25 protein-coding genes and 1 pseudogene are annotated in these 20,272 nt (G+C 71.5%); 9 read left to right on the top strand and 17 right to left on the bottom strand.

The annotated features are described in order from the left end of the window. Positions 1-269: 269 nt before the first annotated feature. Positions 270-1,262: a hypothetical protein gene (locus ABD932_RS15330; protein WP_345014488.1), complete on the bottom strand. Its 993-nt coding sequence runs from the start codon at positions 1,260-1,262 to the stop codon at positions 270-272. A 335-nt stretch (positions 1,263-1,597) separates the two neighbouring features. Further along, on the bottom strand, positions 1,598-2,314 hold the full coding sequence (locus ABD932_RS15325; RefSeq protein ID WP_345012865.1) for an ANTAR domain-containing response regulator: 717 nt from the start codon (positions 2,312-2,314) through the stop codon (positions 1,598-1,600). A 121-nt stretch (positions 2,315-2,435) separates the two neighbouring features. Here ABD932_RS15325 and ABD932_RS15320 point away from each other — a divergent pair, with 121 nt between their 5' ends. Next, on the top strand, positions 2,436-3,545 hold the full coding sequence (locus ABD932_RS15320) for a PAS domain-containing protein (protein WP_345012863.1): 1,110 nt from the start codon (positions 2,436-2,438) through the stop codon (positions 3,543-3,545). Positions 3,546-3,628: 83 nt separating this feature from the next. Here ABD932_RS15320 and ABD932_RS15315 read toward each other — a convergent pair whose 3' ends face one another. Together ABD932_RS15315 and ABD932_RS15310 are read right to left on the bottom strand one after the other, a co-directional pair. Continuing rightward, complete coding sequence (locus ABD932_RS15315) at positions 3,629-4,420, bottom strand: RNA polymerase sigma factor SigF (RefSeq protein ID WP_345012861.1); 792 nt, start codon at positions 4,418-4,420, stop codon at positions 3,629-3,631. A 193-nt stretch (positions 4,421-4,613) separates the two neighbouring features. Then, entirely contained in the window at positions 4,614-4,745 is a 132-nt protein-coding gene (locus tag ABD932_RS15310) for a hypothetical protein (protein ID WP_345012859.1), read from the bottom strand. Positions 4,746-4,878: 133 nt separating this feature from the next. Here ABD932_RS15310 and ABD932_RS15305 point away from each other — a divergent pair, with 133 nt between their 5' ends. From ABD932_RS15305 to ABD932_RS15285, 5 genes are all read left to right on the top strand, one after another. Then, the gene (locus tag ABD932_RS15305; RefSeq protein WP_345012857.1) at positions 4,879-5,277 is read left to right on the top strand and encodes a DUF2795 domain-containing protein; all 399 of its coding nucleotides are present in this window, start codon (positions 4,879-4,881) and stop codon (positions 5,275-5,277) included. Positions 5,278-5,367: 90 nt separating this feature from the next. Next, positions 5,368-5,730: a CBS domain-containing protein gene (locus tag ABD932_RS15300; protein WP_345012855.1), complete on the top strand. Its 363-nt coding sequence runs from the start codon at positions 5,368-5,370 to the stop codon at positions 5,728-5,730. Next, positions 5,727-6,383 carry a diguanylate cyclase gene (locus ABD932_RS15295; protein WP_345012853.1) on the top strand — a complete coding sequence of 219 codons (657 nt, stop codon included), beginning with the start codon at positions 5,727-5,729 and terminating at the stop codon, positions 6,381-6,383. Before ABD932_RS15300 ends, ABD932_RS15295 begins: the two co-directional genes overlap by 4 nt. A 6-nt stretch (positions 6,384-6,389) precedes the next feature. Next, positions 6,390-6,950 carry a type 1 glutamine amidotransferase domain-containing protein gene (locus ABD932_RS15290; protein ID WP_345012850.1) on the top strand — a complete coding sequence of 187 codons (561 nt, stop codon included), beginning with the start codon at positions 6,390-6,392 and terminating at the stop codon, positions 6,948-6,950. After that, positions 6,950-9,043, top strand: coding sequence for a catalase (locus ABD932_RS15285; RefSeq protein ID WP_345012847.1), 2,094 nt, complete (start codon positions 6,950-6,952; stop codon positions 9,041-9,043). Before ABD932_RS15290 ends, ABD932_RS15285 begins: the two co-directional genes overlap by 1 nt. Positions 9,044-9,242: 199 nt before the next feature. On the opposite strand, the gene ABD932_RS15280 is transcribed toward ABD932_RS15285, so the two are convergent. The 3 genes from ABD932_RS15280 to ABD932_RS15270 form a co-directional block, all read right to left on the bottom strand. Beyond that, positions 9,243-9,509: a DUF6158 family protein gene (locus ABD932_RS15280; RefSeq protein WP_250088969.1), complete on the bottom strand. Its 267-nt coding sequence runs from the start codon at positions 9,507-9,509 to the stop codon at positions 9,243-9,245. Between the two features lie 329 nt (positions 9,510-9,838). Next, entirely contained in the window at positions 9,839-11,458 is a 1,620-nt protein-coding gene (locus ABD932_RS15275; RefSeq protein ID WP_345012845.1) for an ABC-F family ATP-binding cassette domain-containing protein, read from the bottom strand. A gap of 94 nt (positions 11,459-11,552) precedes the next feature. Further along, positions 11,553-12,212 (bottom strand): histidine phosphatase family protein, encoded by a 660-nt coding sequence (locus tag ABD932_RS15270; protein ID WP_345012843.1) that lies wholly within the window; start codon positions 12,210-12,212, stop codon positions 11,553-11,555. 72 nt (positions 12,213-12,284) lie between these two features. Here ABD932_RS15270 and ABD932_RS15265 point away from each other — a divergent pair, with 72 nt between their 5' ends. The 3 genes and pseudogenes from ABD932_RS15265 (at position 12,285) to ABD932_RS15255 (ending at position 14,878) form a co-directional block, all read left to right on the top strand. After that, on the top strand, positions 12,285-13,778 hold the full coding sequence (locus tag ABD932_RS15265) for a bifunctional phosphatase PAP2/diacylglycerol kinase family protein (RefSeq protein WP_345012841.1): 1,494 nt from the start codon (positions 12,285-12,287) through the stop codon (positions 13,776-13,778). A gap of 66 nt (positions 13,779-13,844) precedes the next feature. Next, positions 13,845-14,665 (top strand): annotated as a pseudogene (locus ABD932_RS15260) (methyltransferase domain-containing protein). Between the two features lie 42 nt (positions 14,666-14,707). Further along, positions 14,708-14,878, top strand: coding sequence for a hydrophobic protein (locus ABD932_RS15255; RefSeq protein ID WP_126396345.1), 171 nt, complete (start codon positions 14,708-14,710; stop codon positions 14,876-14,878). A gap of 24 nt (positions 14,879-14,902) precedes the next feature. Here ABD932_RS15255 and ABD932_RS15250 read toward each other — a convergent pair whose 3' ends face one another. Genes ABD932_RS15250 through ABD932_RS15205 form a run of 10 tightly spaced genes read right to left on the bottom strand, consistent with a single transcriptional unit; the run spans position 14,903 to position 20,231 of the window. Next, a complete protein-coding gene (locus ABD932_RS15250; RefSeq protein ID WP_345012839.1) occupies positions 14,903-15,187 on the bottom strand; it encodes a gas vesicle protein K in 285 nt (94 codons plus the stop codon). Further along, positions 15,184-15,372 (bottom strand): gas vesicle protein, encoded by a 189-nt coding sequence (locus ABD932_RS15245; RefSeq protein WP_345012837.1) that lies wholly within the window; start codon positions 15,370-15,372, stop codon positions 15,184-15,186. The genes ABD932_RS15250 and ABD932_RS15245 overlap by 4 nt, the downstream gene beginning before the upstream one ends. Continuing rightward, positions 15,369-16,154, bottom strand: a complete 786-nt coding sequence (locus ABD932_RS15240) for a GvpL/GvpF family gas vesicle protein (protein ID WP_345012835.1) — start codon at positions 16,152-16,154, stop codon at positions 15,369-15,371. The genes ABD932_RS15245 and ABD932_RS15240 overlap by 4 nt, the downstream gene beginning before the upstream one ends. After that, positions 16,151-16,477, bottom strand: coding sequence for a gas vesicle protein (locus tag ABD932_RS15235; protein WP_345012833.1), 327 nt, complete (start codon positions 16,475-16,477; stop codon positions 16,151-16,153). The genes ABD932_RS15240 and ABD932_RS15235 overlap by 4 nt, the downstream gene beginning before the upstream one ends. Beyond that, complete coding sequence (locus ABD932_RS15230) at positions 16,474-17,628, bottom strand: SRPBCC family protein (RefSeq protein ID WP_345012831.1); 1,155 nt, start codon at positions 17,626-17,628, stop codon at positions 16,474-16,476. The genes ABD932_RS15235 and ABD932_RS15230 overlap by 4 nt, the downstream gene beginning before the upstream one ends. Beyond that, positions 17,625-18,377, bottom strand: a complete 753-nt coding sequence (locus tag ABD932_RS15225; protein WP_345014405.1) for a DNA primase — start codon at positions 18,375-18,377, stop codon at positions 17,625-17,627. The genes ABD932_RS15230 and ABD932_RS15225 overlap by 4 nt, the downstream gene beginning before the upstream one ends. Next, positions 18,377-18,637, bottom strand: coding sequence for a gas vesicle protein GvpG (locus ABD932_RS15220; RefSeq protein WP_345012829.1), 261 nt, complete (start codon positions 18,635-18,637; stop codon positions 18,377-18,379). The genes ABD932_RS15225 and ABD932_RS15220 overlap by 1 nt, the downstream gene beginning before the upstream one ends. Positions 18,638-18,647: 10 nt before the next feature. Next, positions 18,648-19,418, bottom strand: coding sequence for a GvpL/GvpF family gas vesicle protein (locus tag ABD932_RS15215; RefSeq protein WP_345012827.1), 771 nt, complete (start codon positions 19,416-19,418; stop codon positions 18,648-18,650). Continuing rightward, on the bottom strand, positions 19,415-19,846 hold the full coding sequence (locus ABD932_RS15210; protein WP_345012825.1) for a gas vesicle structural protein GvpA: 432 nt from the start codon (positions 19,844-19,846) through the stop codon (positions 19,415-19,417). The genes ABD932_RS15215 and ABD932_RS15210 overlap by 4 nt, the downstream gene beginning before the upstream one ends. A 52-nt stretch (positions 19,847-19,898) precedes the next feature. After that, entirely contained in the window at positions 19,899-20,231 is a 333-nt protein-coding gene (locus ABD932_RS15205; protein ID WP_345012823.1) for a gas vesicle protein GvpO, read from the bottom strand. Between the last annotated feature and the right edge of the window lie 41 nt (positions 20,232-20,272).

Raw genomic sequence — 20,272 nt, 5'->3', positions numbered from 1 at the left:
GTGCCTGGTGCCTGGGTGGTTCGTCGTGGTCGGCCGCTCCGTGCGGGTCGGTGTGCCGTGCCGCGCGTGGTACGGGCTCTGAGGTTCCTACGGTGCGGGGGCCGCACGGTGTGCCGTGTGCTCCTCGCGCTCTGCGTACCCATCGTCGCGCGACGCCATGGGCGCCCGCCGGGGTTTCGCCCGTCGCGGTGTCGGCTGTCGCGCTGTCGGCTGTCGCGCTGTCGGACGTCCCGGGTCGACGCGGTCGGCCAGACGCGTGGCCGTGAGGATCAGTCCTCCGTGGCGGGCGTCTTGCGGCGCAGCCGGTACACCGCGCCACCCAGGGCACCCGCGATCAGGACGCCGCCGGCGACCAGGGCGGGCACGGAGTCGGTGAAGGCACCGCCCGCACCGGCCCGCACACCCTGCTGCACGGCCTCGCTGTCACAGTCTTCCGAGTGTCCCTCGCCCTTGTCCCAGAGGGCCTCGGTCTCCTCCTCGTAGGGCTCGGTCAGATGGGGCGCGGACCCGTCCGGACGGGATTCGGCGCAGGGACGACGGTTGCCGGGGCCGGTGTCGAGGCCGGTGCCAGTGTCGGCGTCAGGGCCGGTTTCGGGGCCGGTGCCTGTGTCGTCCGTGCCGCCCTCGGTGCCCTCCTCACCGGCCTCGCTGCCGTCCGTACCTCCCTGAGAGCCTCCCTCCGCGCCGTCCTTGCCGCCCTCCGCGCCCTCCTTGCCGCCCTCGCCGCCGTCCTTGCCACCAGCGCCGTCCTTGCCGCCCCCAACGCCGCCCTCGGCGCCGTCCTTGCCGCCCTCCGCGCCGTCCTTGCCGCCACCACCGCTGTCCTTGCCACCACCGCTGTCGCGGGTCACCATGAACGTCGCGCTCCACGGCTTGCCCTCCCCTCCGGACGCCGCCGGGCAGGTTCCGTCGACCGTCCACGCGGAGTCGGATCCGACCGCGTCCGGGTCACCCTCGAAGTTCTCGGCCGGGGGGACCCGGGCGGTGCCGCTGTAGGCGGCCCCCGCCGCCTTCTCCTCGCTCCCTGAGACCCGCTTCAGCTGGACGGTGCCCTCCTCGAACGCCTGCGAGGTGGCGTCGATGGTGGCGGGCGCGTTCCCCTCGAGGGGGTCGCAGGAGACGGATACGGTGACGCTCCCGCCCGGGGAGACGGTGCCGGGGCTGACCTCCGCGGCCGGGTCCGCCAAGGCGGCCGAGGCGGCGAAACCCAGGACGACACCGATCAGAGCGGCGACGGACAGGGCACGGGCGGTGCGGCGCATGGGGTGGACTCCTTCGGCCGACGGCTGCGGGGGTACGGCGGTCGTGCCCCCGCAGCCATGACAGCCCGCCCGGCGCCCGGGCGCGCGCGGCCGGACACCATTCGCGGGACGGGGGCGGCCGAGCGGGTGACGCCGGGAGACGGGCCGAGCCGCTCCCGGCGAGTTGGGTTTCCAAACCGTTGCGACCACGGGCAGGTCCGGCTTCCGTACCGACACCGCCGCAGCGAGTCCGGTTTCCGAACCGAGTCCGCCGCAGCGAGTCCAGTTCCCGAACCGAGTCCGCCACCACGAGCCGGCCCCCGAACCAAGCCCGCTGTTCCGCCCCACCTCACCCGTCAGTTCATCAACGCCGCCAAGTCCCGCTCCAAGCCCCGCCCCCGCCTGCTGACGACGCCGGACGCGACGTCCGCCAGCTTGCGGTTGGTGCCCTGGGAGATGCGGCGCAGTACGCCGAAGGCGGCGTCGGCGTCGCAGCCGAGGACGTGCATGACGATGCCGCACGCCTGGTCGACGACGGGCCGGGAGCGCAGAGCGGTGCCGAGGTGGCCGAGCTCGGTGAGCGCGGCACGGTAGGAGCGGTCTCGGACCAGGCAGCTCGCGGCGAGGTCGCCGAGGGCCTGCACAGGCCCGTGCGAGGCGTTCTCCAGGGCGCCCGGCCGGAAGCTGTAGAGACTGAGCGTCACCGTGAGCCCGGAGCGGCGGAACGGCAGCGTGACGCTGGAGCGCACGCCCGAGTCGAGCGCCATGGCGCGGTACTCCGGCCAGCGCTCGTCGCGCAGCAGGTCGGCCGAGTCGACGGCCTCGCCACGTTCCAGCGCGTCCGGAATGGGTCCGTCCCCGGAGCGCAACTGCACGGCGACGAGCCCGGCGAGGTCGGGATGGGTGACGGCGGCGGGCCGTTCGGCTCCCGCCTCGCACACCATGCTGCTCGCCCCGCAGCAGTCGGCGGTGCAGCGCACGGCCTGCTCGACCAACTCGGACAGCCTGCGCCCGGGAAGGGCGGCTTCGGCCGACTCGTCACCCCAGCGATCCATTTGTTCATGAGCGGGCATTCTCAACTCCTCCTCTTTTGTGCGCGTGCCCCGTCCCGGGCGGGGAAAACAACGGGCGAACAGAGCAGGCCAGTTGCTCCTCGGCGCCCCGAAACGCCTTGTCACCAGCTAGGTTCGTCCCATGGCGCAGACGGACGAATTCGGTGAGGAGCTCGTGGACTTCGTGCGCCGCGTCGCGGAGCTCAAGGCGGCGCGATCCGTGTCGGAGGGGGATCTGCCGACCGTCCTCGACGCGGCCATCTTCGAACTCGACCACGTCGCCGACCAGTTGTGGCCGTGGTACGAGCGGCTGTCCTCGGGCGGGCAGCCCCGTACGACGTCCGCCGACCGCCAGGAACAGCACCTGCTGCGCGCGGTCTTCCAGCGGTTTCCGCTGCCGGTGGCGCTGGTGGACCGGGAGACGGTGGTGCGTCGGCTGAACTTCGCGGCGACGTCCTTCACGGGCGTCCGGGCGGGCTATGCGACGGGCCGCCCGCTGACCGGTTTCCTCGCCCACGCCGACCGGGTGGCGTTCCGTTCCCAGGCCGCGGCGGTGGCCCGCGGCGAGGGGGACCGCAGCCTCACCGTGCACCTCCAACAGCATCCGTCCGCACCGGTCCACGCCACCCTGACCGCCGTACGCCCGAGCGGCGAGCCGCACACCACGGTCCTGGTGGTGCTGCAACCCGGCGGACCGACCCCGGCCGCCACGCCGACGGCCCAGGTTCCCGACCTCACCGAGACGACCCGGCACGCGGCCCTGACGGACCTCCAGGACGAGATGACCACGGCCCTCCTCACGGCACCGCGCGGCGACCGCGAGGCAGTCGTCCGACAGGCGGCCAAGGTCCTGCACGGCCGCTTCGCCGACTGGGTGATCGCCGACACGGGTACCCCCCGGATGTCCCGTACGGCGGTGCTGGCCCCCTCGGAGAAGGAGGCGGCCGCGCTCACGGAACAGGACCCGGCCACCTGCCCCCTGGTCACGGAGACCACCCGCACCGGATCCCCGTCCCTCCAGGTACGCCCCGAGGACCCGGACTCCTTCGGCAGAACCACGGAAGGCGCCCCCGTCCTCGTGCAGACGAACGTGACGTCACTGCTCTGCGTGCCCCTGAGTGTCGACGGCACCGTCCAGGGCGTACTCACCCTCTTCAGATGCGGAGCCCGCCCGCCGTTCTCCATGGCGGAGGCGAAGGCCATGGACACGATGTCCCGCCACATGGCACTCGCGGTGACGGCAACGCCCTGAAGCGGCGCGGGCTGTCCGCGCGGCCGGCCACAGCGGACCGGCAGTGCGCGGACAGCCCGCACCCCTACGGCGAGACCCGACCCTCAGGCCACGTCACTCAGTACCTGCTCCCGCACCCGACTGCAGCACCGGCTGATCAGCCGGGACACATGCATCTGCGAGATTCCCAACTGCTCGGCGATGCGGCTCTGGGTCATGTCCCCGAAGAACCGCATGTACAGAATCGCCCGCTCACGCTCGGGCAGCGCGGCAAGCCGTGGCTTGACGGCCTCCCGGTCGACGACCGTGTCCAGCGCCGGGTCGGCGGAGCCCAGCGCATCGCTCAACGAGTACCCGTCATCGCTGCCGGGCAGCTCCGCGTCCAGCGACAGGGCGGTGAAACTCTCCAGCGCCTCGAGGCCGGTCCGGACGTCGGCCTCGGTCATGTCCGCGTGCTCGGCGATCTCGGCGGCGGTCGGCCGGCGACCGGAGACGGTCTGCAGGTCCTGGACGGCGAACCGGACCCGGTTGCGCAGGTCCTGCACCCGGCGCGGCACGTGCAGCGTCCACATGTGGTCGCGGAAGTGCCGCTTGATCTCGCCGGTGATGGTGGGCACGGCATAGCTCTCGAAGGCGTTGCCGCGCTCCGGGTCGTATCGGTCGACGGCCTTGACCAGCCCGAGGGCGGCGACCTGCCGCAGATCCTCGAAGCTCTCGCCGCGGCTGCGGAACCGTCCGGCGAGCCGGTCGGCCATGGGCAGCCACGATTCGACGATCCGGTCTCGGACGGTGTCGCGCTGCTGCCCCTCGGGCAGCGTGGCGAGCCTGCGGAAGTCCTCCGCGGTGTCGGGGGCGTCGTCGTGCGGGTGGTGCTTCGCGCTCACTGAAGTGGGCATGGTGCGTCGCAACTCCCTAGAATGTGCTCTGGGTTGGACGGTCACCGCGGGAGTTGAGGGCGCGTACCGGAACCGGACACACCCGTGGCGGGGAATCGCCGCTCCCACGGACGTGCCTCCTGTCCGAAGCACTGATGGTTCGCCTGCCCCCCTGCCCGCGCCGCAAACACCGTGCGGGTGGACCGACCGCTCCTCAGCGCCCCAGCGCCGCCCCCTCCGGCCCGTCGTCTTCCTGTTCCTTGGGCAGGAGCAGTTCCTCGTAGCGGCCCAGAGCCAGCACCACGCCGAGCATGAGAAGCGGGAGGAGCACAGCGATCAGTGCCATGGGACCGGTCCTTCCCCGGAACGTGCGTGGGGGGTGGTGAACGCCGGGTCACCCGGGTTCCGGGGTGCAAACCCTGTGTCGGCCCCCTGTCATCGGGTACGCGGTGCGCAGCCCCGAAGATCTGGAGGGAGTCATGCAGCGAGGCAGTGACCGGCTGAGCGTTCACCGTGACGACGAGATGAAGCACGAACTGCAGGGTCTGCTGCGGTCCGGGCACCCCACGCGGACCGAGGAGTGGCACGACCCCGAGCCGTCCGCGGAGGACGATCCGCAGGTCGCGGGCGGGCCGGTGGCACCGGGGACGTCGGCGTCCATGGAGGCGGTCCGGCTCGAACTGGCGCGGATCCTGCGCCGCGGTACCTTCCCGGCGAGCCCCCGGGAGCTGATGGGTGAGCTGCGCCGCGGGTACGCGCCCGACGCCCTTGTCGAGTCGCTGGAGCGCCTGCCGCGTTCCACGCGCTACGCCAACGTCCAGGAGCTGGCCGAGGACCTGACCGGGTCCGGGCGGTCCGCCCGGCGAAGGAACACGTGAAGGGCTCGGCCGGGCGGGTACGGCGGGCGACATCGCACCGACACGTACGTGGTACCCGCACCGGCCGGGTGAGTGCAGGAGGGGCCGGTGATGGCTGACTTCGTGAGGGACGTGATGACTCCGGGCGTGGTCGCCGTCCGCCCGGACGCCTCGCTCGTCGAGGCGGCGCGGCTCCTGGGCACGCAGGACATCGGCGATGTGGTGGTGGCCGACGGTCAACAGATCGTGGGCGTGCTCACCGACCGTGACATCACGGTGCGGGCGGTCGCGGACAGCGCCGATCCGCTCGCGCTGAGCGTCCGGTCGGCGTGCACCCGGGACCCGGTGGTGATCGGCCCGGGCGAGCGGGTGTCCGCAGCGGTCTCGCTGATGCGCGAGCACGCCGTACGGCGGCTGCCCGTCGTCGAGGACGGTCTGCCGGTCGGCGTCATCAGCCTCGGTGACCTGCCATGAGCCGCGACCAGGCCGCCCGGATCAGCCCTCCCGGTGTCACCGTCGACGTCGGCGAGGCCACGGCCCGCTACCTGCTGTACGGGCTCCTGCCGAGCTGGTTCGTACCGGGCGTGGCCGACTGGTGGATGCACCGGCGGACCCGGATCGAGGAGACGACCGGCACCAAGGAGTCGCTCATCCACGCGTTGATGATGACCGAGGTCGGCATCCCCATCGCGCTGACCCTGCGCTACGAGGTCAACCCGCTGCTGCTGACCGTGCAGCTGGGCGCGACCGCGGCGCACGAGGCGACCGCGTTGTGGGACGTACGCACGGCCGTCCACAGCGACCGCGAGGTCAAACCCGTCGAGCAGCACATCCACAGCTTCCTGGAGTCGTTGCCGTTCGGCGCGCTGGCCTCACTGATGTGTCTGCACGCCGACCAGGTGGCGTCCCTGCTGCGTGGCGGGCGCGGCACCCCCGACGCGTGGCGTCTGGTACCGCGCCGGCCGCCGCTGTCCCGCGGCTACCTGGCGGGCATCGCGGCCGCGGTCGGCACCTGCGTCGTGCTGCCCTACGGCGAGGAACTGCTGCGGTGCGTGCGCACGGGCCGGCGGGACAGGAAGCGCGCGAAGCACCACGAGGCCCGTTTCGGGACCACGAAAGGACATTGAGAAATCATGCGTATCGCTTTTCTGACCGCACCTGAGGGCGTCGAGGAGGTCGAGCTCACGGATCCCTGGCGGGCGGCGGTGGACGCCGGCCACGAGCCGGTGCTCGTGTCCACGAAGCCCGGCACGATCCAGGCGTTCCACCATCTCGACAAGGCGGACAAGTTCCCGGTCCAGGAGGTCGTGGGCGAGACGTCGGCGGACTCCTTCGGTGCGCTGGTGCTGCCCGGCGGCGTCGCCAACCCGGACTACCTGCGGACGAACCGCAAGGCCGTCGCGTTCGTGCGGGACTTCTTCGAGCAGGGCAGGCCGGTCGCCGCGATCTGTCATGCCGCGTGGACGCTGGTGGAGGCGGACGTCGTACGCGGCCGGGTGCTGACGTCCTGGCCCAGTGTGCGGACCGACATCCGCAACGCGGGCGGCACATGGGTCGACGAGCAGGTACGGATCTGCGACCACGGCCCGAACAAGCTGGTCACCAGTCGTAAGCCGGACGATCTGAAGGCTTTCTGCGAGACGTTCCTCGAGGTGTTCGCCCGGGAGTCCAGGAAGTCCGAGGAGGCCGTCTGATGGGTGACCGCAAGCAGGAGCAACGGGAGGCCTTCCGCGCGGACGACCCGGCCGCCGGGCCGCTGACCACCGACCAGGGTGTGGAGGTCGACCACACCGACGACTCGCTGGCCGCCGGCGAACGCGGGCCGACGCTGATGGAGGACTTCCACTTCCGGGAGAAGCTCACCCACTTCGACCACGAGCGGATCCCGGAACGGGTGGTGCACGCGCGGGGCGCGGGGGCGTACGGCTACTTCGAACCGTACGAGTCCTGCGCGGAGTTCACGCGTGCCGCCTTTCTCCAGGACCCGTCCGTGCAGACGCCGGTCTTCGTGCGGTTCTCCACCGTGCAGGGGCCGCGCGGCTCGGCCGACACCGTGCGGGACGTGCGCGGATTCGCTACCAAGTTCTATACGTCGGAGGGCAATTACGACCTGGTCGGGAACAACTTCCCGGTCTTCTTCATCCAGGACGGCATCAAGTTTCCCGACTTCGTGCACGCGGTGAAGCCGGAGCCGCACAACGACATCCCGACGGGTGCCTCCGCGCACGACACGCTCTGGGACTTCGTGTCGCTCCAGCCGGAGACCCTGCACGCGATCATGTGGCTGATGTCGGACCGGGCGATCCCGCGCAGCTACCGCATGATGCAGGGCTTCGGCGTGCACACCTTCCGGTTCGTGAACGCGGACGGGAAGGGCACGTTCGTGAAGTTCCACTGGAAGCCGAAGCTGGGCGTGCACTCGCTGGTGTGGGACGAGGCGCAGGAGTGCCAGGGCCGTGACCCGGACTTCAACCGGCGGGACCTGTGGGACGCCATCGAGGCGGGCGAGTACCCCGAGTGGGAACTCGGCGTCCAGCTCGTACCGGAGGAGGACGAGTTCGCCTTCGACTTCGATCTGCTCGACGCCACGAAGATCATTCCCGAGGAGCAGGTGCCGGTACGGCCGGTCGGCCGCATGGTGCTGAATCGCAACCCGGAGAATTTCTTCGCGGAGACCGAACAGGTCGCCTTCCACACCGCGAACGTCGTCCCCGGTGTCGACTTCACCAACGACCCGCTGCTCCAGGCCCGCAACTTCTCCTACCTGGACACACAGTTGATCCGACTCGGCGGCCCCAACTTCGCCCAGCTGCCGGTGAACCGTCCGGTGGCCCCCGTACGCACGAATCAACGCGACGGCTACCACCAGAGCGCGCTGCACAGCGGCACGAACTACTTCCCCAACTCCCTCGGCGGCGGCTGCCCCGCGCACGCCGGCGCCGGTGCAAACGCGTACACGCACTACGCCGAGCGCGTCGACGGCGCCAAGATCCGGCGCCGCAGCCCGAGTTTCGAGGACCACTACACCCAGCCCGCGATGTTCTGGAACAGCATGGCGGACTGGGAGAAGCGGCACATCGTCGCGGCTTTCCGGTTCGAGCTCGGCAAGGTCGGCACGATGGCGGTGCGGGCCCGGACGGTCGAGCATCTCGCCAAGGTCAACGGCGACCTGGCCGCCCAGGTGGCGCGCGGAGTCGGGGTGCCGGAGCCGTCGGGGACGGAGGCGGCGGACAAGCTCTCCTCCCCCGCGCTGAGCCTGGATTCCCTGGGCGGCGACGGCTCGGTCCGCACCCGGCAGATCGCCGTTCTCGTCGCCGACGGTGTCGACACCGCACAGGTCACGTCGGTGCGTGAGTCCCTTGCGGCCCAGGGCGCGATCGTCGAGGCCCTGGCGCCCACGGACGGTTCGGTGACGGGCGCCGACGGTGACCGGTTCGCGGTCGACCGCGCGCTGCCGACCGTCGCCTCCGTGCTCTACGACGCCGTGCTGCTGCCCGGCGGGCCCGTGGGCACCCCGGCCACGGCCGCGGACCAGGACGCGATGCGCTTCGTCCGGGACGCCTACCGGCACGGCAAGCCGGTCGGCGCGCTCGGGTCCGGGGTGGGCGTCCTGTCCGCCCTGGAGCCGGAGGGCGTACGGCTGTCCGCCGAGTTCCATCACACGGTGGCCGACCAGGGAGTGGTGACGGACACCTCACCGGGCCCGGCGAGCGAGGACTTCCTGCACGCCTTCACCGCCGCCCTGTCGGCCCACCGGCACTGGGGGCGGCCGCCGGTGCGGCACTGAGGCCGCGGGCGCCGGGCCGCGGGGACTGCGAGGCCGGGGGCGCCGGGGCCGAGGGAGCGGGTCGAAGGACCAGCGGGTGCCATGCCGCCCGGCGCGCCTTCTCGGCGCACGAGCCCAGGACGGGCCCGCCGACGGCATGCCACTCGACCCCGACGAGCGCAGCCTGCCGCCCCGCCCCGCCCTTCGCCGACCGCTCAGGTCATGCCGGGCTGCCCGTGGTGCGGTCTCGGGCGCCCTCGCGGGTACGGCCCGAGGCCACGGTGCGGCGCGGGTTGCGGCGGAGGTACTCGCCCTCCAGCTGCGCCATGCGTTCGTTGTGGGCCCGCAGCGCGTCGTTCGAGCCGTAGAGAAGCGTGTCGTGGCGCGTCCGGTGGATGGTCTCCAGCTCCTTCATGAGCTGCTGGTCGTCCAGCCGGCCGGGGTCGACTCCGGTCATGGTGGTGCCCCGCTCGTCGTGGTCGGTCATGCGGTCCGGGTACCCGCCCGTCGAGCGGGAGAGAGCCATGGATCTCGCCTTCCTGCATCCACTGTACGAACAGCCCGGCCCCTGGGCTCCGTGTGCGTCGGCGCCTCCCGGCGGCATGGTCCGAGCTGGGCGAGCTTGGGCCGCGACCACGCGACCTGCCGGGCCGTACAGGACGCGCCGGGGGAACGGGTGCCCGCCTCCGAGCCGCACGGCGCCTACGGCCTCGTGATCTTCGCCCGCGCGGGTGAGTGGTCCTGGGCTCTGCCCCCTGGACCCCCGCTCCTCAAACGCCGGAGGCGCTGAATTTGGCTGGTGGCGGGGGCGAGAACCTACCGCGCCCGCTCCACCCTCCGCTCATCCCACACCGGCTCCGGCGTCTCGCGGACCTTCCCGTCACTGCCGAAGACCAGGTACCGGTCGAAGGAGCGCGCGAACCAGCGGTCGTGGGTGACCGCCAGCACCGTGCCCTCGAACGCCTCCAGCCCCTCCTGGAGCGCCTCGGCGGATTCCAGGTCGAGGTTGTCGGTCGGCTCGTCGAGGAGCAGGGCCGTGACGCCCTCCAGCTCCAGCAGGAGGATCTGGAAGCGGGCCTGCTGGCCGCCGGAGAGCCGGTCGAACGCCTGCTCGGCCTGCTGGGTGAGCTCGTAGCGGCGCAGACGGGACATCGCCGCGCCCCGGTCCTGGGCGTGCTCCTTCCACAGAATGTCGAGGAGCGTGCGTCCGACCAGCTCGGGGTGCGCGTGCGTCTGGGCGAAGTGGCCGGGCACCACGCGCGCGCCCAGTTTCCACGCCCCCGTGTGCGCCACGTCCTCCCCCGCCAGCAGCCGCAGGAAGTGCGACTTGCCGGAGCCGTTGGAGCCGAGGACGGCGACGCGTTCGCCGTAGAAGACCTCCAGGGAGAACGGCTTCATCAGGCCCGTGAGCTCCAGCCCCTCGCAGGTGACGGCCCTCACCCCGGTGCGGCCGCCCTTCAACCGCATCCGGATGTCCTGCTCGCGCGGCGGCTCCGGCGGCGGTCCGGCCTCCTCGTACTTGCGCAGCCGGGTCTGGGCGGCCCGGTAGCGGGACGCCATGTCGGGGCTGTTCTCGGCGGCCTGACGGAGTGTCAGCACCAGCTTCTTCAGCTGGGCGTGCTTCTCGTCCCAGCGCTTGCGCAACTCCTCGAAGCGGGCGAAGCGGGCCTGCCTGGCCTCGTGGTAGGTGGCGAAGCCGCCGCCGTGCACCCAGGCGTCCGCGCCGGCGGGGGAAGGCTCCACCGACACGATCTTCTCGGCGGCACGGGCGAGGAGTTCGCGGTCGTGGGAGACGAAGAGGACCGTCTTACGGGTCTCCTTCAGCCGCTCCTCCAGCCAGCGCTTGCCGGGCACGTCGAGGTAGTTGTCCGGCTCGTCGAGCAGCAGCACCTCGTCGGTGCCGCGCAGCAGTGCCTCCAGCACCAGCCGCTTCTGCTCGCCGCCCGACAGGGTGCGCACCTGCCGCCACTGCGCCTTGTCGTACGGCACCCCGAGCGCGGCGGTCGTGCACATGTCCCACAGCGTCTCGGCCTCGTAGCCACGCGCCTCGGCCCAGTCGGCGAGCGCCTGCGCGTACTTCAGCTGGGCGGCCTCGTCGTCGACGGTCATGATGGCGTGCTCGGCGGCGTCGACGGCCTTCGCGGCCTCGCGGATACGGGGCGGCGCGACCGACACCAGCAGGTCACGTACGGTCGTCTCGTCCCGTACGGACCCCACGAACTGCCGCATCACGCCGAGACCGCCACTGACGGTGACGGTGCCGCCGTGCGGTTTCAGCTCCCCGGAGATCAGCCGCAGCAGGGTCGTCTTCCCGGCACCGTTGGGCCCGACCAGCGCCACGACGGCCCCTTCCCCCACCCGGAAGGACACGTCGCCGAGCAACGCCCTCCCGTCGGGGAGGTAGTACTCGAGGTGCGCGGCTTCCAGATGTCCCATGGGGCCGCATTCTGCGGGCTGCCGCGGAGCCCGAGCAAACCCTTATCCCAGGACCAGCCCCACTCGACCCGCACCCGGCGTCAAAGCCGCACCCCTACGGCGCGTCCCCGACCACGGGCCACCCCGCAGGCCCACCCTCCCCCGCGGGAGTCACGACCGCCCCGGCCCACGCCAGCGCCTTCCATCCATCCGCGGGCGACCCTTCGAGGATCACCACTCCCGTGTTCTCCAGCGGATGCGCCGCGGCGAACGGGACGTCGACATTGACCGCCCTGGCCGCCGTCCACACACGGATCGCGGCACCGTGGCTGACCATGGCGACGACCCGAGCGCCGCTGTCCGCGGCCTCCGCCACCACCGCGTCATACCGCGCCAGCGCCTCCGCCCCGCTCTCACCGCCCGGCATCCGCAGCTCCGTGTCGCCGGCCGCCCAGGCGAACGCGGTCTTCATGTAGAGCGCGCCCTGCTCGGTGTCACCGGGCAGCATCTCCAGGTCGCCGGCGGACAGCTCGCGGATGCCGTCGCGCACGATCACGTCGAGGCCGCGGGCGGCGGCCAGCGGGGCCGCGGTGCGCTGGGTGCGGGTCAGGGTGGAGACGTAGATCGCCTCGATGTCCTCGTCGGCGAGGGCCTCGGGGAGGGTGGCGGCCTGCCGTTCGCCGAGGTCGGTCAGGCCCGGGCCGGGGACGGCCGTGTCGAGCAGGTGGTCCAGGTTCGACGGGGTCTGGCCGTGGCGTATGAGGAGCAGGCGCATGCAGAGGTTCCTTCGTGTGTCGGTCACCGTCGGCCGGACAGCAATCGGCCACATCAGGGTACCCAGCCCTGTATGAGCCCAGACGTCGACCTCACCGTCCCCAAGCCCGGCCGGCACGCCCTGCGCGACCGGCTCCTCGCCCTCGACTCCCGGCTGTTCGAGTTCGCCGCCGAGCAGCACTGGCCGTATGCCGAGCGGGTGCTGCCCCGGCTGAGCCGGAGCGCGAACCACGGGGTGCTGTGGTTCGCGGTGGCCGCCGCCATCGCCGCCGGCCGGACTCCACGGGGCCGTCGGGCCGCGGCGCGCGGCCTAGCCTCGCTGAGCTTGGCCTCGCTGACCATCAACACGCTCGGCAAGCGGTCGGTACGTCGCCCCCGGCCCGTCCTGGACCCCGTACCGCTGGTCCGGCAGCTGAAGCGGCAGCCGATCACCACCTCGTTCCCTTCCGGGCACGCCGCGTCGGCGGCCGCGTTCGCGACCGGTGTCGCCCTGGAGTCGCCCACGTGGGGCCTGGTCGTGGCCCCGATCGCCTGGTCGGTCGCGCTGTCCCGGGTGTATACGGGCGTCCACTTCCCGAGCGACGTGCTGGCGGGCGCGGCCCTGGGCGCGGGTGCCGCGTTCGCCGTACGGGGCATGGTGCCCACCCGCGACCGGCTGATCCCGCCGGCCCGGCCGCGTACGGACGTGCCGGCGCTGCCGGACGGAGACGGCCTGGTCATGGTGGCCAACAAGGGGTCGGGCACCTCCGACCGGGTGCACGCCCTGCTGGACTCGCTGCCGCGCGCCGAGGTCGTCGAGTGCGAACCGGCCGACACCCGCGCCGAGTTGCAGAAGGCGGCGGCCCGCGCCCGGGTGCTCGGCGTGTGCGGCGGCGACGGCACGGTGAACACGGCCGCCGAGGTGGCCCTGCGGCACGGTCTGCCCCTCGCGGTGCTGCCCGGCGGCACCCTGAACCACTTCGCGCAGGACCTGGGCGTGGAGGACGAACGCGATCTGAGCCGGGCCGTCCAGCGCGGCCAGGCCGTACGCGTGGACGTGGGCCGGTTCACCTGCGACGGACGGCAGGGCCTGTTCCTCAACACCTGCAGCCTGGGCGTGTATCCGGAACTGGTGCGCCGGCGGGACCACTTCTCGCCCCGCATCGGCGCCTGGCCGGCCGGAGTGCTGGCGGCCCTGCGCGTGCTGCGCGCCGAACGCCACCCCCTGCACGCCGAAGTCGCGGGCCGCAGCCACCCGTTGTGGCTGCTGTTCGCCGGGAACGGCACCTACCACCGGGTGGGCCTCGCCCCCGCCCGGCGCCTGGACCTCGCGGACGGCGTGCTCGACGTGCGGGTCGTGCACGGCGGGCGCAGGCCCGCCCTGCGCCTTCTCGCGGCCGCCCTCGCGGGCCCGCTGACCCGCTCGCCGGCCCATGCGGCGGTCCAGGTGGCCCGGCTGCGCCTGTCGGGGGTCACGCCGGGCGCGCTCCTCGCCTACGACGGGGAAGTCACCGAGGTGGGGGGCGAGGTGACGCTGGAGAAGCTGCCGGAGGCGCTGACGGTCTACCGCCCGTTGCCCGGAAACTGATCATCCATCAGTCCACATAGCAAAACGTAGGTCTCATCATTCGACATACGCGCGTACCGTGCAGCCATGTCGAAACCACGGGAAACCGCCGTCTACACGCACGGGCACCACGAGTCCGTGCTGCGTTCGCACACCTGGCGCACCGCGGCCAACTCCGCGGCCTACCTGCTCGGTTCGCTGCAGCCGCACATGCGGATCCTGGATGTCGGCTGCGGCCCGGGCACGATCACCGCCGACCTGGCGGCCCTGGTCCCCGACGGGCACGTCACCGGTGTCGACCGGGCACCGGGGATCCTGGAGCAGGCCGGGGACACGGCCGCCGGACGCGGCCTGGCGAACGTCGAGTTCGCGTCGCGGACGTGCACGCCCTGGACTTCCCGGACGACACGTTCTGCGTCGTCCACGCCCACCAGGTGCTGCAGCACGTCGGTGATCCGGTGGCCGCCCTGCGCGAGATGCGACGGGTGACCAGGCCGGGCGGCCTCATCGCGGTGCGCGACTCGGACTACGCGGCCATGACCTGGTATCCGGCGTCCCCAGGGATGGACGACTGGCTGGATCTGTACCGCCGGGTCGCCCGCGCCAACGGCGGCGAGCCGGACGCCGGGCGCCGGCTGAAGTCCTGGGCACTGCACGCGGGGCTCACCGACATCACGGCCACGTCGAGCACCTGGACCTTCTCGGCGCCCGACGAGCGGGCCTGGTGGAGCGGTCTGTGGGCGGACCGGACGCTGGCCTCGGCGTATGCCGAGCGGGCCACGGAGGGCGGGCACGCGAGCGCGGAGCAGTTGCGGGCCGTGTCGGAGGCCTGGCGGGAATGGGGGCAGCGGGAGGACGGCTGGTTCAGCGTGCTGCACGGAGAGATTCTGTGCCGTAAGGACGCCTGAATCTCCGAATTCGGGTTACCCGGAGTGCAGGAGGTTCACATTATGGTTCCCATCCTTCTTGTCCTGCTCCTTGCACTGCTTCTCTTCGGTGCTGGATTCGCAGTCGAGCTGCTTTGGTATATCGCGATCGCAGTGCTTGTGCTGTGGTTGCTGGGATTCCTGCTGCGCGGCACCACCGCGGCCGGGAGCAGGGGCCGCTGGTACCGGTGGTAAATCGGTCCCGGTACCGGCGATGACTCACTCCCGGGGAAGCAGCGGCCCGAGCGGCCCGAGGTCCAGATTCAGGTCCTCGGGCCGCAGGCCGTAGCGCTCACGCAGCTCGGTCATGCGCTCGTCGAGCAGCATCAGGGTGAGACCGATCCGCTCCTCCTGCTCCTCGCTCAGGTCGCCCTCGTCGAAGCGGCGCAGCGCCTGTCGTTCCATGAGCTGGCGCAGCAACTCCACGACCGTCAGGACGAGTTTCACCAGGTCGCGTTCCACGGTGTCGGGTTCGAGGTCCAGTCGGCCTCGCTGTGACGTCATGTCAACTCTCTCCAGGGCGACGGGACCTGCTCGTTGACGGAGCTGATCAGCGCGTTCAGGTCGATGCGGACGAGGTCGACGTCGGCGATGCGCAGAGTGATGTCTCCCGTGACGACGACTCCCCCGGCGAGCAGCCGGTCGAGCAGGTCCACGAGGGCGATCTCGCGACGTTCGACGACGGTCACGGCTCCACCTCCGGCTCCTCCGTGAACTCCCCCGTGAAGGAATAGGCCGCCCAGGGCCCGGTGAGTTCCACCCGAATACCCGGGGAATCGTCCTTCTCCCGGTCCACAAGCTCCACGAATTCCTCGGAATCCGCGCGCGGGACCAGATAGGCGGCGTTGAGCACATTCTGCCCGGAGGCCCCGGAAAGCGCGGTGTTCTGCGGGGCGTGCAGCCGGGAATCCTCGCCGAAAGCGGAGAGCTTTTCGTGCAGTCGGCCGGCGAATGCGGCGGCCTTCTGCCATAGGTCCTCATGGGCCCGTGTCTGCATTCGGCGCTGTCGCAGATAGTCACGGCCGGACGCGACCTCGGCCCCCGCCCGGCCGGTCCTCGCAGGCTCCGCGGCCTCCGGCTCGGCGTACACCTTGACGCCCCACTCGACCCGTCCCTCCAGCCGGTCGAGCACGCGCCGGAAGGCCTCCTCGCGGGCCTCCATCATGGTCCGTACGCCACTGTCGTCCCGGAAGACGGTGGCGAGCCGCAGCGGCAGCGGGGTCGTGACGACGGTGAGCGCGTCGATGACCTGCTGGTGCGCGCGGGCCGTGGCGGTGAGCCAGTCGAGGTCCTCCAGATGGGCACGGAGCGGCTCCTCGGCGAAGTCCGCCTCCGGCACCGTACTGACGACGGCGACCAGGCCGTGGTGCGTGAGCTGTTTCGGCGGCGCCCCTGCCACCCCCGTCAGCTGGGCCTGGAGCGCGGAGCGAAAGGGGTGGCAGACGGCGTAGACGTAGCGCAGTGCGGTCATGGGGCCTCCTCCTGCTCCCGGGCGGGCTCCAGCTGGGCCAGGCGCTCGCGCAACTCGGCGTTCTCCCGGGCGAGTTCCTTGCGGCGGGCGCCGGAGGACAGCGCCGGGTCGTCCTCCCACCAGTCGATGCCCATCTCCTTCGCCTTGTCGACCGAGGCGACGATGAGACGCAGCTTGATGGTGAGGAGTTCGATGTCGAGCAGATTGATGCGGATGTCGCCCGCGATGACTATGCCCTTGTCGAGCACCCTTTCCAGGATGTCGGCGAGGTTGGCGCCGCTGCCCTGGCCGTAGGGCTCGGGCAGCCGGCTGGGCATCGTCATCGTCGGCTCCCGCCACCGGCGTACTCGGGTTCATCCTCGTCCTCGTTCTCGGGCTCCTCCTCGTACGCGTCCTCGGGTTCCTCTTCGCCCCCTCGCCCCGCGTCCCCGCCCTCGACATCTTCGTCTTCCTCTTCCTCTTCCTCTTCCTCGTACTCGCCCTCGGGCTCCTCGTCCTCGGGCTCCTCGCCCTCGGGCTCCTCGCCCTCGGGCTCCTCGTCCTCGGCGTACTCACCGTTCTCGCCCTTCTCCTCGTCCTCGTCGTACTCCTCCTCTTCCTCCTCCGCGACCGCGTCCTCATGGCTGCGCACGACCTCGCCGTCGCGGATCTCGCCGCGCCAGCCGTCCTCGGCCTCTCCCTTGAGGGTGATGAAGCGGACGTAGTTCTTCAGGTCGAGGCGCAACCGGCGGCCCTGCGAACGCCAGATGTTGCCGGTCTTCTCGAACAGGCCCGAGGGGTAGTACTCGACGACCACCAGGACACGGGTGAGGTTGTCGTCGAGCCGGTGGAAGGAGACGACGCCCTTCGTGGTGCCCTTCGCGCCCTCCGACTTCCAGGCGATCCGGTCGTCCGGCACCTGCTCGGTGGTGTGCGCCTTCCAGCTGCGGTTGGACCAGAAGACCTTGAGCTGCCAGTCGGAGGTCGTGTCGTCGGCGCGGTTCGCGCTCTTCACGCCCTTCGCGAAGGTGCTGAAGTCCTGGTACTGGGTCCACTGGTCGTACGCGGTGCGCAGCGGCACGCCGACGTCGACGTACTCGATGATGACGGTGGGCTTCTTGCCGACCGAGCCCTTGCGTTTGCCCTTGCCGCCGCCGAGGTTCTTGAACGCGCCGACCACCTTGTCCTTGACCTGGCCGGCGCCGACCTCCAAGGCGCTGCGCAGCGGGCTCTTGCCGCCGGCGAGCTTGCGGCCACCCTCGAGCGCGAGCTTGGCCAGACCCGGGCTGTTGCCCTCGGCGACGTCGTTCAGCTTGACCGTGGCCTCGCCGAGCTTGCGCCCCGCGCCGACCAGCAGCCGCTGGGTCTGCGCGGCGAGGTACTCCTGCAGCTCGGCCTTGAGCCGGTCGGCGGCCTCGCTGTGGGCCACGCCGGCGAGTGGTTGCTTCGCGGCTCCGCCGGCAGCGGAACTCGCGGATCCGAGCGTCTCGGTCATCGACCGTCACCGCCCTTCGACTGGCGCGCCCGGCCGCCGCCGGCGGATCCGCGAGCCCCGGGCGTCTTCCTGGTGGTCGACTTGCCGGTCCCGCTCCGCTTCGCCGCCGCCTTCTTGGGCGCTGTCCTGCCGGCGGTGGTCTTCTTCGCCGCCGTCTTCTTCGCGGGCGCCTTCTTGGCCGCCTTCTTGGCGGTCTTCTTCGGCGCGGCCCGCTTAGCCGTCGCCTTCCGGGACGGCTCCTCGGCCTCGGGCTCCTCGGGCTCCTCGGGCTCCTCGGGCTCCTCGTCCTCCTCGGCCTCCTCGGCCTCCTCGCGTCCCTCGGACTCCTCCGGCTCGTCGCCGTCCTCGTCCTCCGCGCGCGGCTCCTCGTCCTCGGGCTCCTCCTCGGCTTCGGCTTCCTCGTCCTCCGCGTCGAGATCCGGCGTCGGCACCGCGCCCGACAGCTGCTCGCGCACCTCTGCGGTGCGTCCGTGCAGCCGGTCGGAGAGCGCGTCGAGCTGACGCTCGACCAAGGCGCCGGAGGCCGCCTCGCCGACACCGCGCAGGTCCTCGCGCAGCTGGTCCCCGATCTCCTTGAACTGAGGGTTCTTCAGGAGCTGTTGGGACACCAGGTCCGTGACGGCCCGCGGACTCAGATGCATCCGCTTGCCGGCCACGGCACTGCCGATGGCCAACGCCAGTTTCAGTTTCTTCGTCCGTCCGAGGACGTATCCGGCCCCTATCGCGAGGCCCAGTCCCACTCGGTTCATCATGCCGTCCCGTCGCTGTTCCCGTAGTCTGCGCGCAGGCCGATCTCCAGCCGGTCGAGGAGTTCGTCCTCACGGCGGTCGAACTCCTCCTCGTCGATCTCGCCCGCCGTCAACTGCTCCTCCAGCAGCGCCAGTTCGGCCCGCACGGCGGCCGGGTCGTAGTAGATGCGCTCCGCCTCGCGCAGCACCTGTCTCATCACCCATCCGCTGCCGCGCACCGGGGCGAACGGCAGCAGCAGCACCTCTCCGATCAGTCCCACCGCCGCCACCTCACTCCTTCGCTGTTTCGCCGCCGGACATACTGTCCGCGGGCTCGGCGGGGCCGGGCTCGACGAAGCTGTACGGCGGCAGCGGGCCGTTGACCCGCACTTCGAGGTGCGGATGGCCCTCGCGGAGCTGGTCGACGGCGGTCAGGAACGTCTCGACCTCGTCGCGGCCGACCAGGAACGACACGTTGGCGAGCCAGCCGGTGGAGTCGGGGCCCACACTGACCGCGTGCGCGGCCGGTTCCAGGGTGTGCTGCACATCGGTCGCGTCCTCGGCCTCCTGGGCCTTGACCGCGGCGGCCACCATCTCGCCGAGCCGGAGCCGGTCGTCGTAGGTGCCGCCGCCGGCCTGCCGGTTGGCCTCCGTCATGGCCCGGATCTCCGGGTTCGAGGCCAGCACGTGGTGCAGCACGGCCTCCTCGGCGTGCGTGGCCTTCACGTTGTACTCGACCTTGCCGTCCAGGGCGGAGAGCCGCTCCCGGTAGTGCTCGGCGCGCTCGGCGAGTACGCCGGTGACCGTGTCGTCGTCGGGGGCGACGCTGCCGAACCTCATGGGCAGTACGCAGCCGGTGGCACCCGCCTCGGCGAGCACGTTCGAGTGGGCGAGCAGTTCCCTGCGCTTGGGACGCAGGTCCTCGGGGGCGTCGCTGACCAGGGCGGCCAGCGGCCCCGCCTTCAGGACACGCACGGGGCGCGGCGGCTCGCCCACACCGCCGACGTCCTTCGAAAGGGCGGGATGCGAGCTCGCGGTGATGCCGTACACGTACGTACTCACTCCTGCTCCTCCTTCCTGCGCGACGTGGTGGACTTGCGGGTGCGCTGCCTGGGCCGCTCCTCCTCGCTGCCTTCCTCACGTGCCTGCTTGAAGGCGCCGGAGATGGTCTCGGCGGCGCCTGACAGGGCCCCCTTGGACTTGCCGCGCGCGCCGGACTCGGTGATCTCGCCGACCAGGTCGGGCAGGCCTGGCGCCTTGCGCGGCCCGGCCTCCAGGTCGAGCCGGTTGCACGCCTCGGCGAAGCGCAGATAGGTGTCGACGCTGGCCACGACGACACGGATGTCGATCTTCAGGATCTCGATGCCGACCAGGGAAACCCGGATGAATGCGTCGATGACGAGTCCCCTGTCGAGGACGAGCTCCAGAACGTCGTAGAGGCCGCTGCTGCCGCCTCCGCCGCCGGTCTGCTGTGCCGGTACAACGGTCATGCCGGACCTTCCTCCTTTTCTCGGGACGGTGTGCCGGGCGTGGGCGGGCGGCCTACCGGCCGCCGGGCCTTCGTGCGTCGGAACGCCCTCGTTCGTAGCGGCGTACGCGCCGGTACCCCGCGAGCTGTCCTTGGGGGTCGAGATCGACCTGGTAGCTCGCCATCAGACTCATCGTGTCGGGGACGCGGGCCAGCTCCAGGACCTCTATCTCGAGCGTCCAGCCGTCCTCCGTGTGCTCGAAGGACGTCACTGTCTCCGCGTTCATGCCGGTGAGTTCGGCGAGCTGGGCCCGCGCCTGACGCAGCACCTCCATCGGGGCCGGCTGTTCTTCCGCCCCGCCCGAGTCCCGTCTGGATGACTTGGGTGTGTTCTGTGAATCATTCATGGGCGCCACCCGCGCCGAGTGACCTGGAAGGCGCCGGTCAA

Origin of the sequence: Streptomyces shaanxiensis, assembly GCF_039537145.1 — a bacterium.
Taxonomy (GTDB): domain Bacteria; phylum Actinomycetota; class Actinomycetes; order Streptomycetales; family Streptomycetaceae; genus Streptomyces; species Streptomyces shaanxiensis.
Note: the sequence above shows the minus strand (reverse complement) of the source record. Positions and strands in the feature narration are given on the sequence as shown.

What these genes read in the sequence shown, in the direction of transcription:
- ABD932_RS15325 (WP_345012865.1), bottom strand. Translation starts at nt 2,314, where the DNA reads ATGCCCGCTCATGAACAAATGGATCGCTGGGGTGACGAGTCGGCCGAA.
- ABD932_RS15230 (WP_345012831.1), bottom strand. Translation starts at nt 17,628, where the DNA reads ATGACCGAGACGCTCGGATCCGCGAGTTCCGCTGCCGGCGGAGCCGCG.
- ABD932_RS15295 (WP_345012853.1), top strand. Translation starts at nt 5,727, where the DNA reads ATGAGCCGCGACCAGGCCGCCCGGATCAGCCCTCCCGGTGTCACCGTC.
- ABD932_RS15300 (WP_345012855.1), top strand. Translation starts at nt 5,368, where the DNA reads ATGGCTGACTTCGTGAGGGACGTGATGACTCCGGGCGTGGTCGCCGTC.
- ABD932_RS15205 (WP_345012823.1), bottom strand. Translation starts at nt 20,231, where the DNA reads ATGAATGATTCACAGAACACACCCAAGTCATCCAGACGGGACTCGGGC.
- ABD932_RS15250 (WP_345012839.1), bottom strand. Translation starts at nt 15,187, where the DNA reads ATGACGTCACAGCGAGGCCGACTGGACCTCGAACCCGACACCGTGGAA.
- ABD932_RS15240 (WP_345012835.1), bottom strand. Translation starts at nt 16,154, where the DNA reads ATGACCGCACTGCGCTACGTCTACGCCGTCTGCCACCCCTTTCGCTCC.
- ABD932_RS15310 (WP_345012859.1), bottom strand. Translation starts at nt 4,745, where the DNA reads ATGGCACTGATCGCTGTGCTCCTCCCGCTTCTCATGCTCGGCGTGGTG.
- ABD932_RS15270 (WP_345012843.1), bottom strand. Translation starts at nt 12,212, where the DNA reads ATGCGCCTGCTCCTCATACGCCACGGCCAGACCCCGTCGAACCTGGAC.
- ABD932_RS15305 (WP_345012857.1), top strand. Translation starts at nt 4,879, where the DNA reads ATGCAGCGAGGCAGTGACCGGCTGAGCGTTCACCGTGACGACGAGATG.
- ABD932_RS15315 (WP_345012861.1), bottom strand. Translation starts at nt 4,420, where the DNA reads ATGCCCACTTCAGTGAGCGCGAAGCACCACCCGCACGACGACGCCCCC.
- ABD932_RS15330 (WP_345014488.1), bottom strand. Translation starts at nt 1,262, where the DNA reads ATGCGCCGCACCGCCCGTGCCCTGTCCGTCGCCGCTCTGATCGGTGTC.
- ABD932_RS15290 (WP_345012850.1), top strand. Translation starts at nt 6,390, where the DNA reads ATGCGTATCGCTTTTCTGACCGCACCTGAGGGCGTCGAGGAGGTCGAG.
- ABD932_RS15275 (WP_345012845.1), bottom strand. Translation starts at nt 11,458, where the DNA reads ATGGGACATCTGGAAGCCGCGCACCTCGAGTACTACCTCCCCGACGGG.
- ABD932_RS15320 (WP_345012863.1), top strand. Translation starts at nt 2,436, where the DNA reads ATGGCGCAGACGGACGAATTCGGTGAGGAGCTCGTGGACTTCGTGCGC.
- ABD932_RS15235 (WP_345012833.1), bottom strand. Translation starts at nt 16,477, where the DNA reads ATGACGATGCCCAGCCGGCTGCCCGAGCCCTACGGCCAGGGCAGCGGC.
- ABD932_RS15285 (WP_345012847.1), top strand. Translation starts at nt 6,950, where the DNA reads ATGGGTGACCGCAAGCAGGAGCAACGGGAGGCCTTCCGCGCGGACGAC.
- ABD932_RS15225 (WP_345014405.1), bottom strand. Translation starts at nt 18,377, where the DNA reads ATGAACCGAGTGGGACTGGGCCTCGCGATAGGGGCCGGATACGTCCTC.
- ABD932_RS15255 (WP_126396345.1), top strand. Translation starts at nt 14,708, where the DNA reads ATGGTTCCCATCCTTCTTGTCCTGCTCCTTGCACTGCTTCTCTTCGGT.
- ABD932_RS15280 (WP_250088969.1), bottom strand. Translation starts at nt 9,509, where the DNA reads ATGACCGACCACGACGAGCGGGGCACCACCATGACCGGAGTCGACCCC.
- ABD932_RS15210 (WP_345012825.1), bottom strand. Translation starts at nt 19,846, where the DNA reads ATGACCGTTGTACCGGCACAGCAGACCGGCGGCGGAGGCGGCAGCAGC.
- ABD932_RS15265 (WP_345012841.1), top strand. Translation starts at nt 12,285, where the DNA reads ATGAGCCCAGACGTCGACCTCACCGTCCCCAAGCCCGGCCGGCACGCC.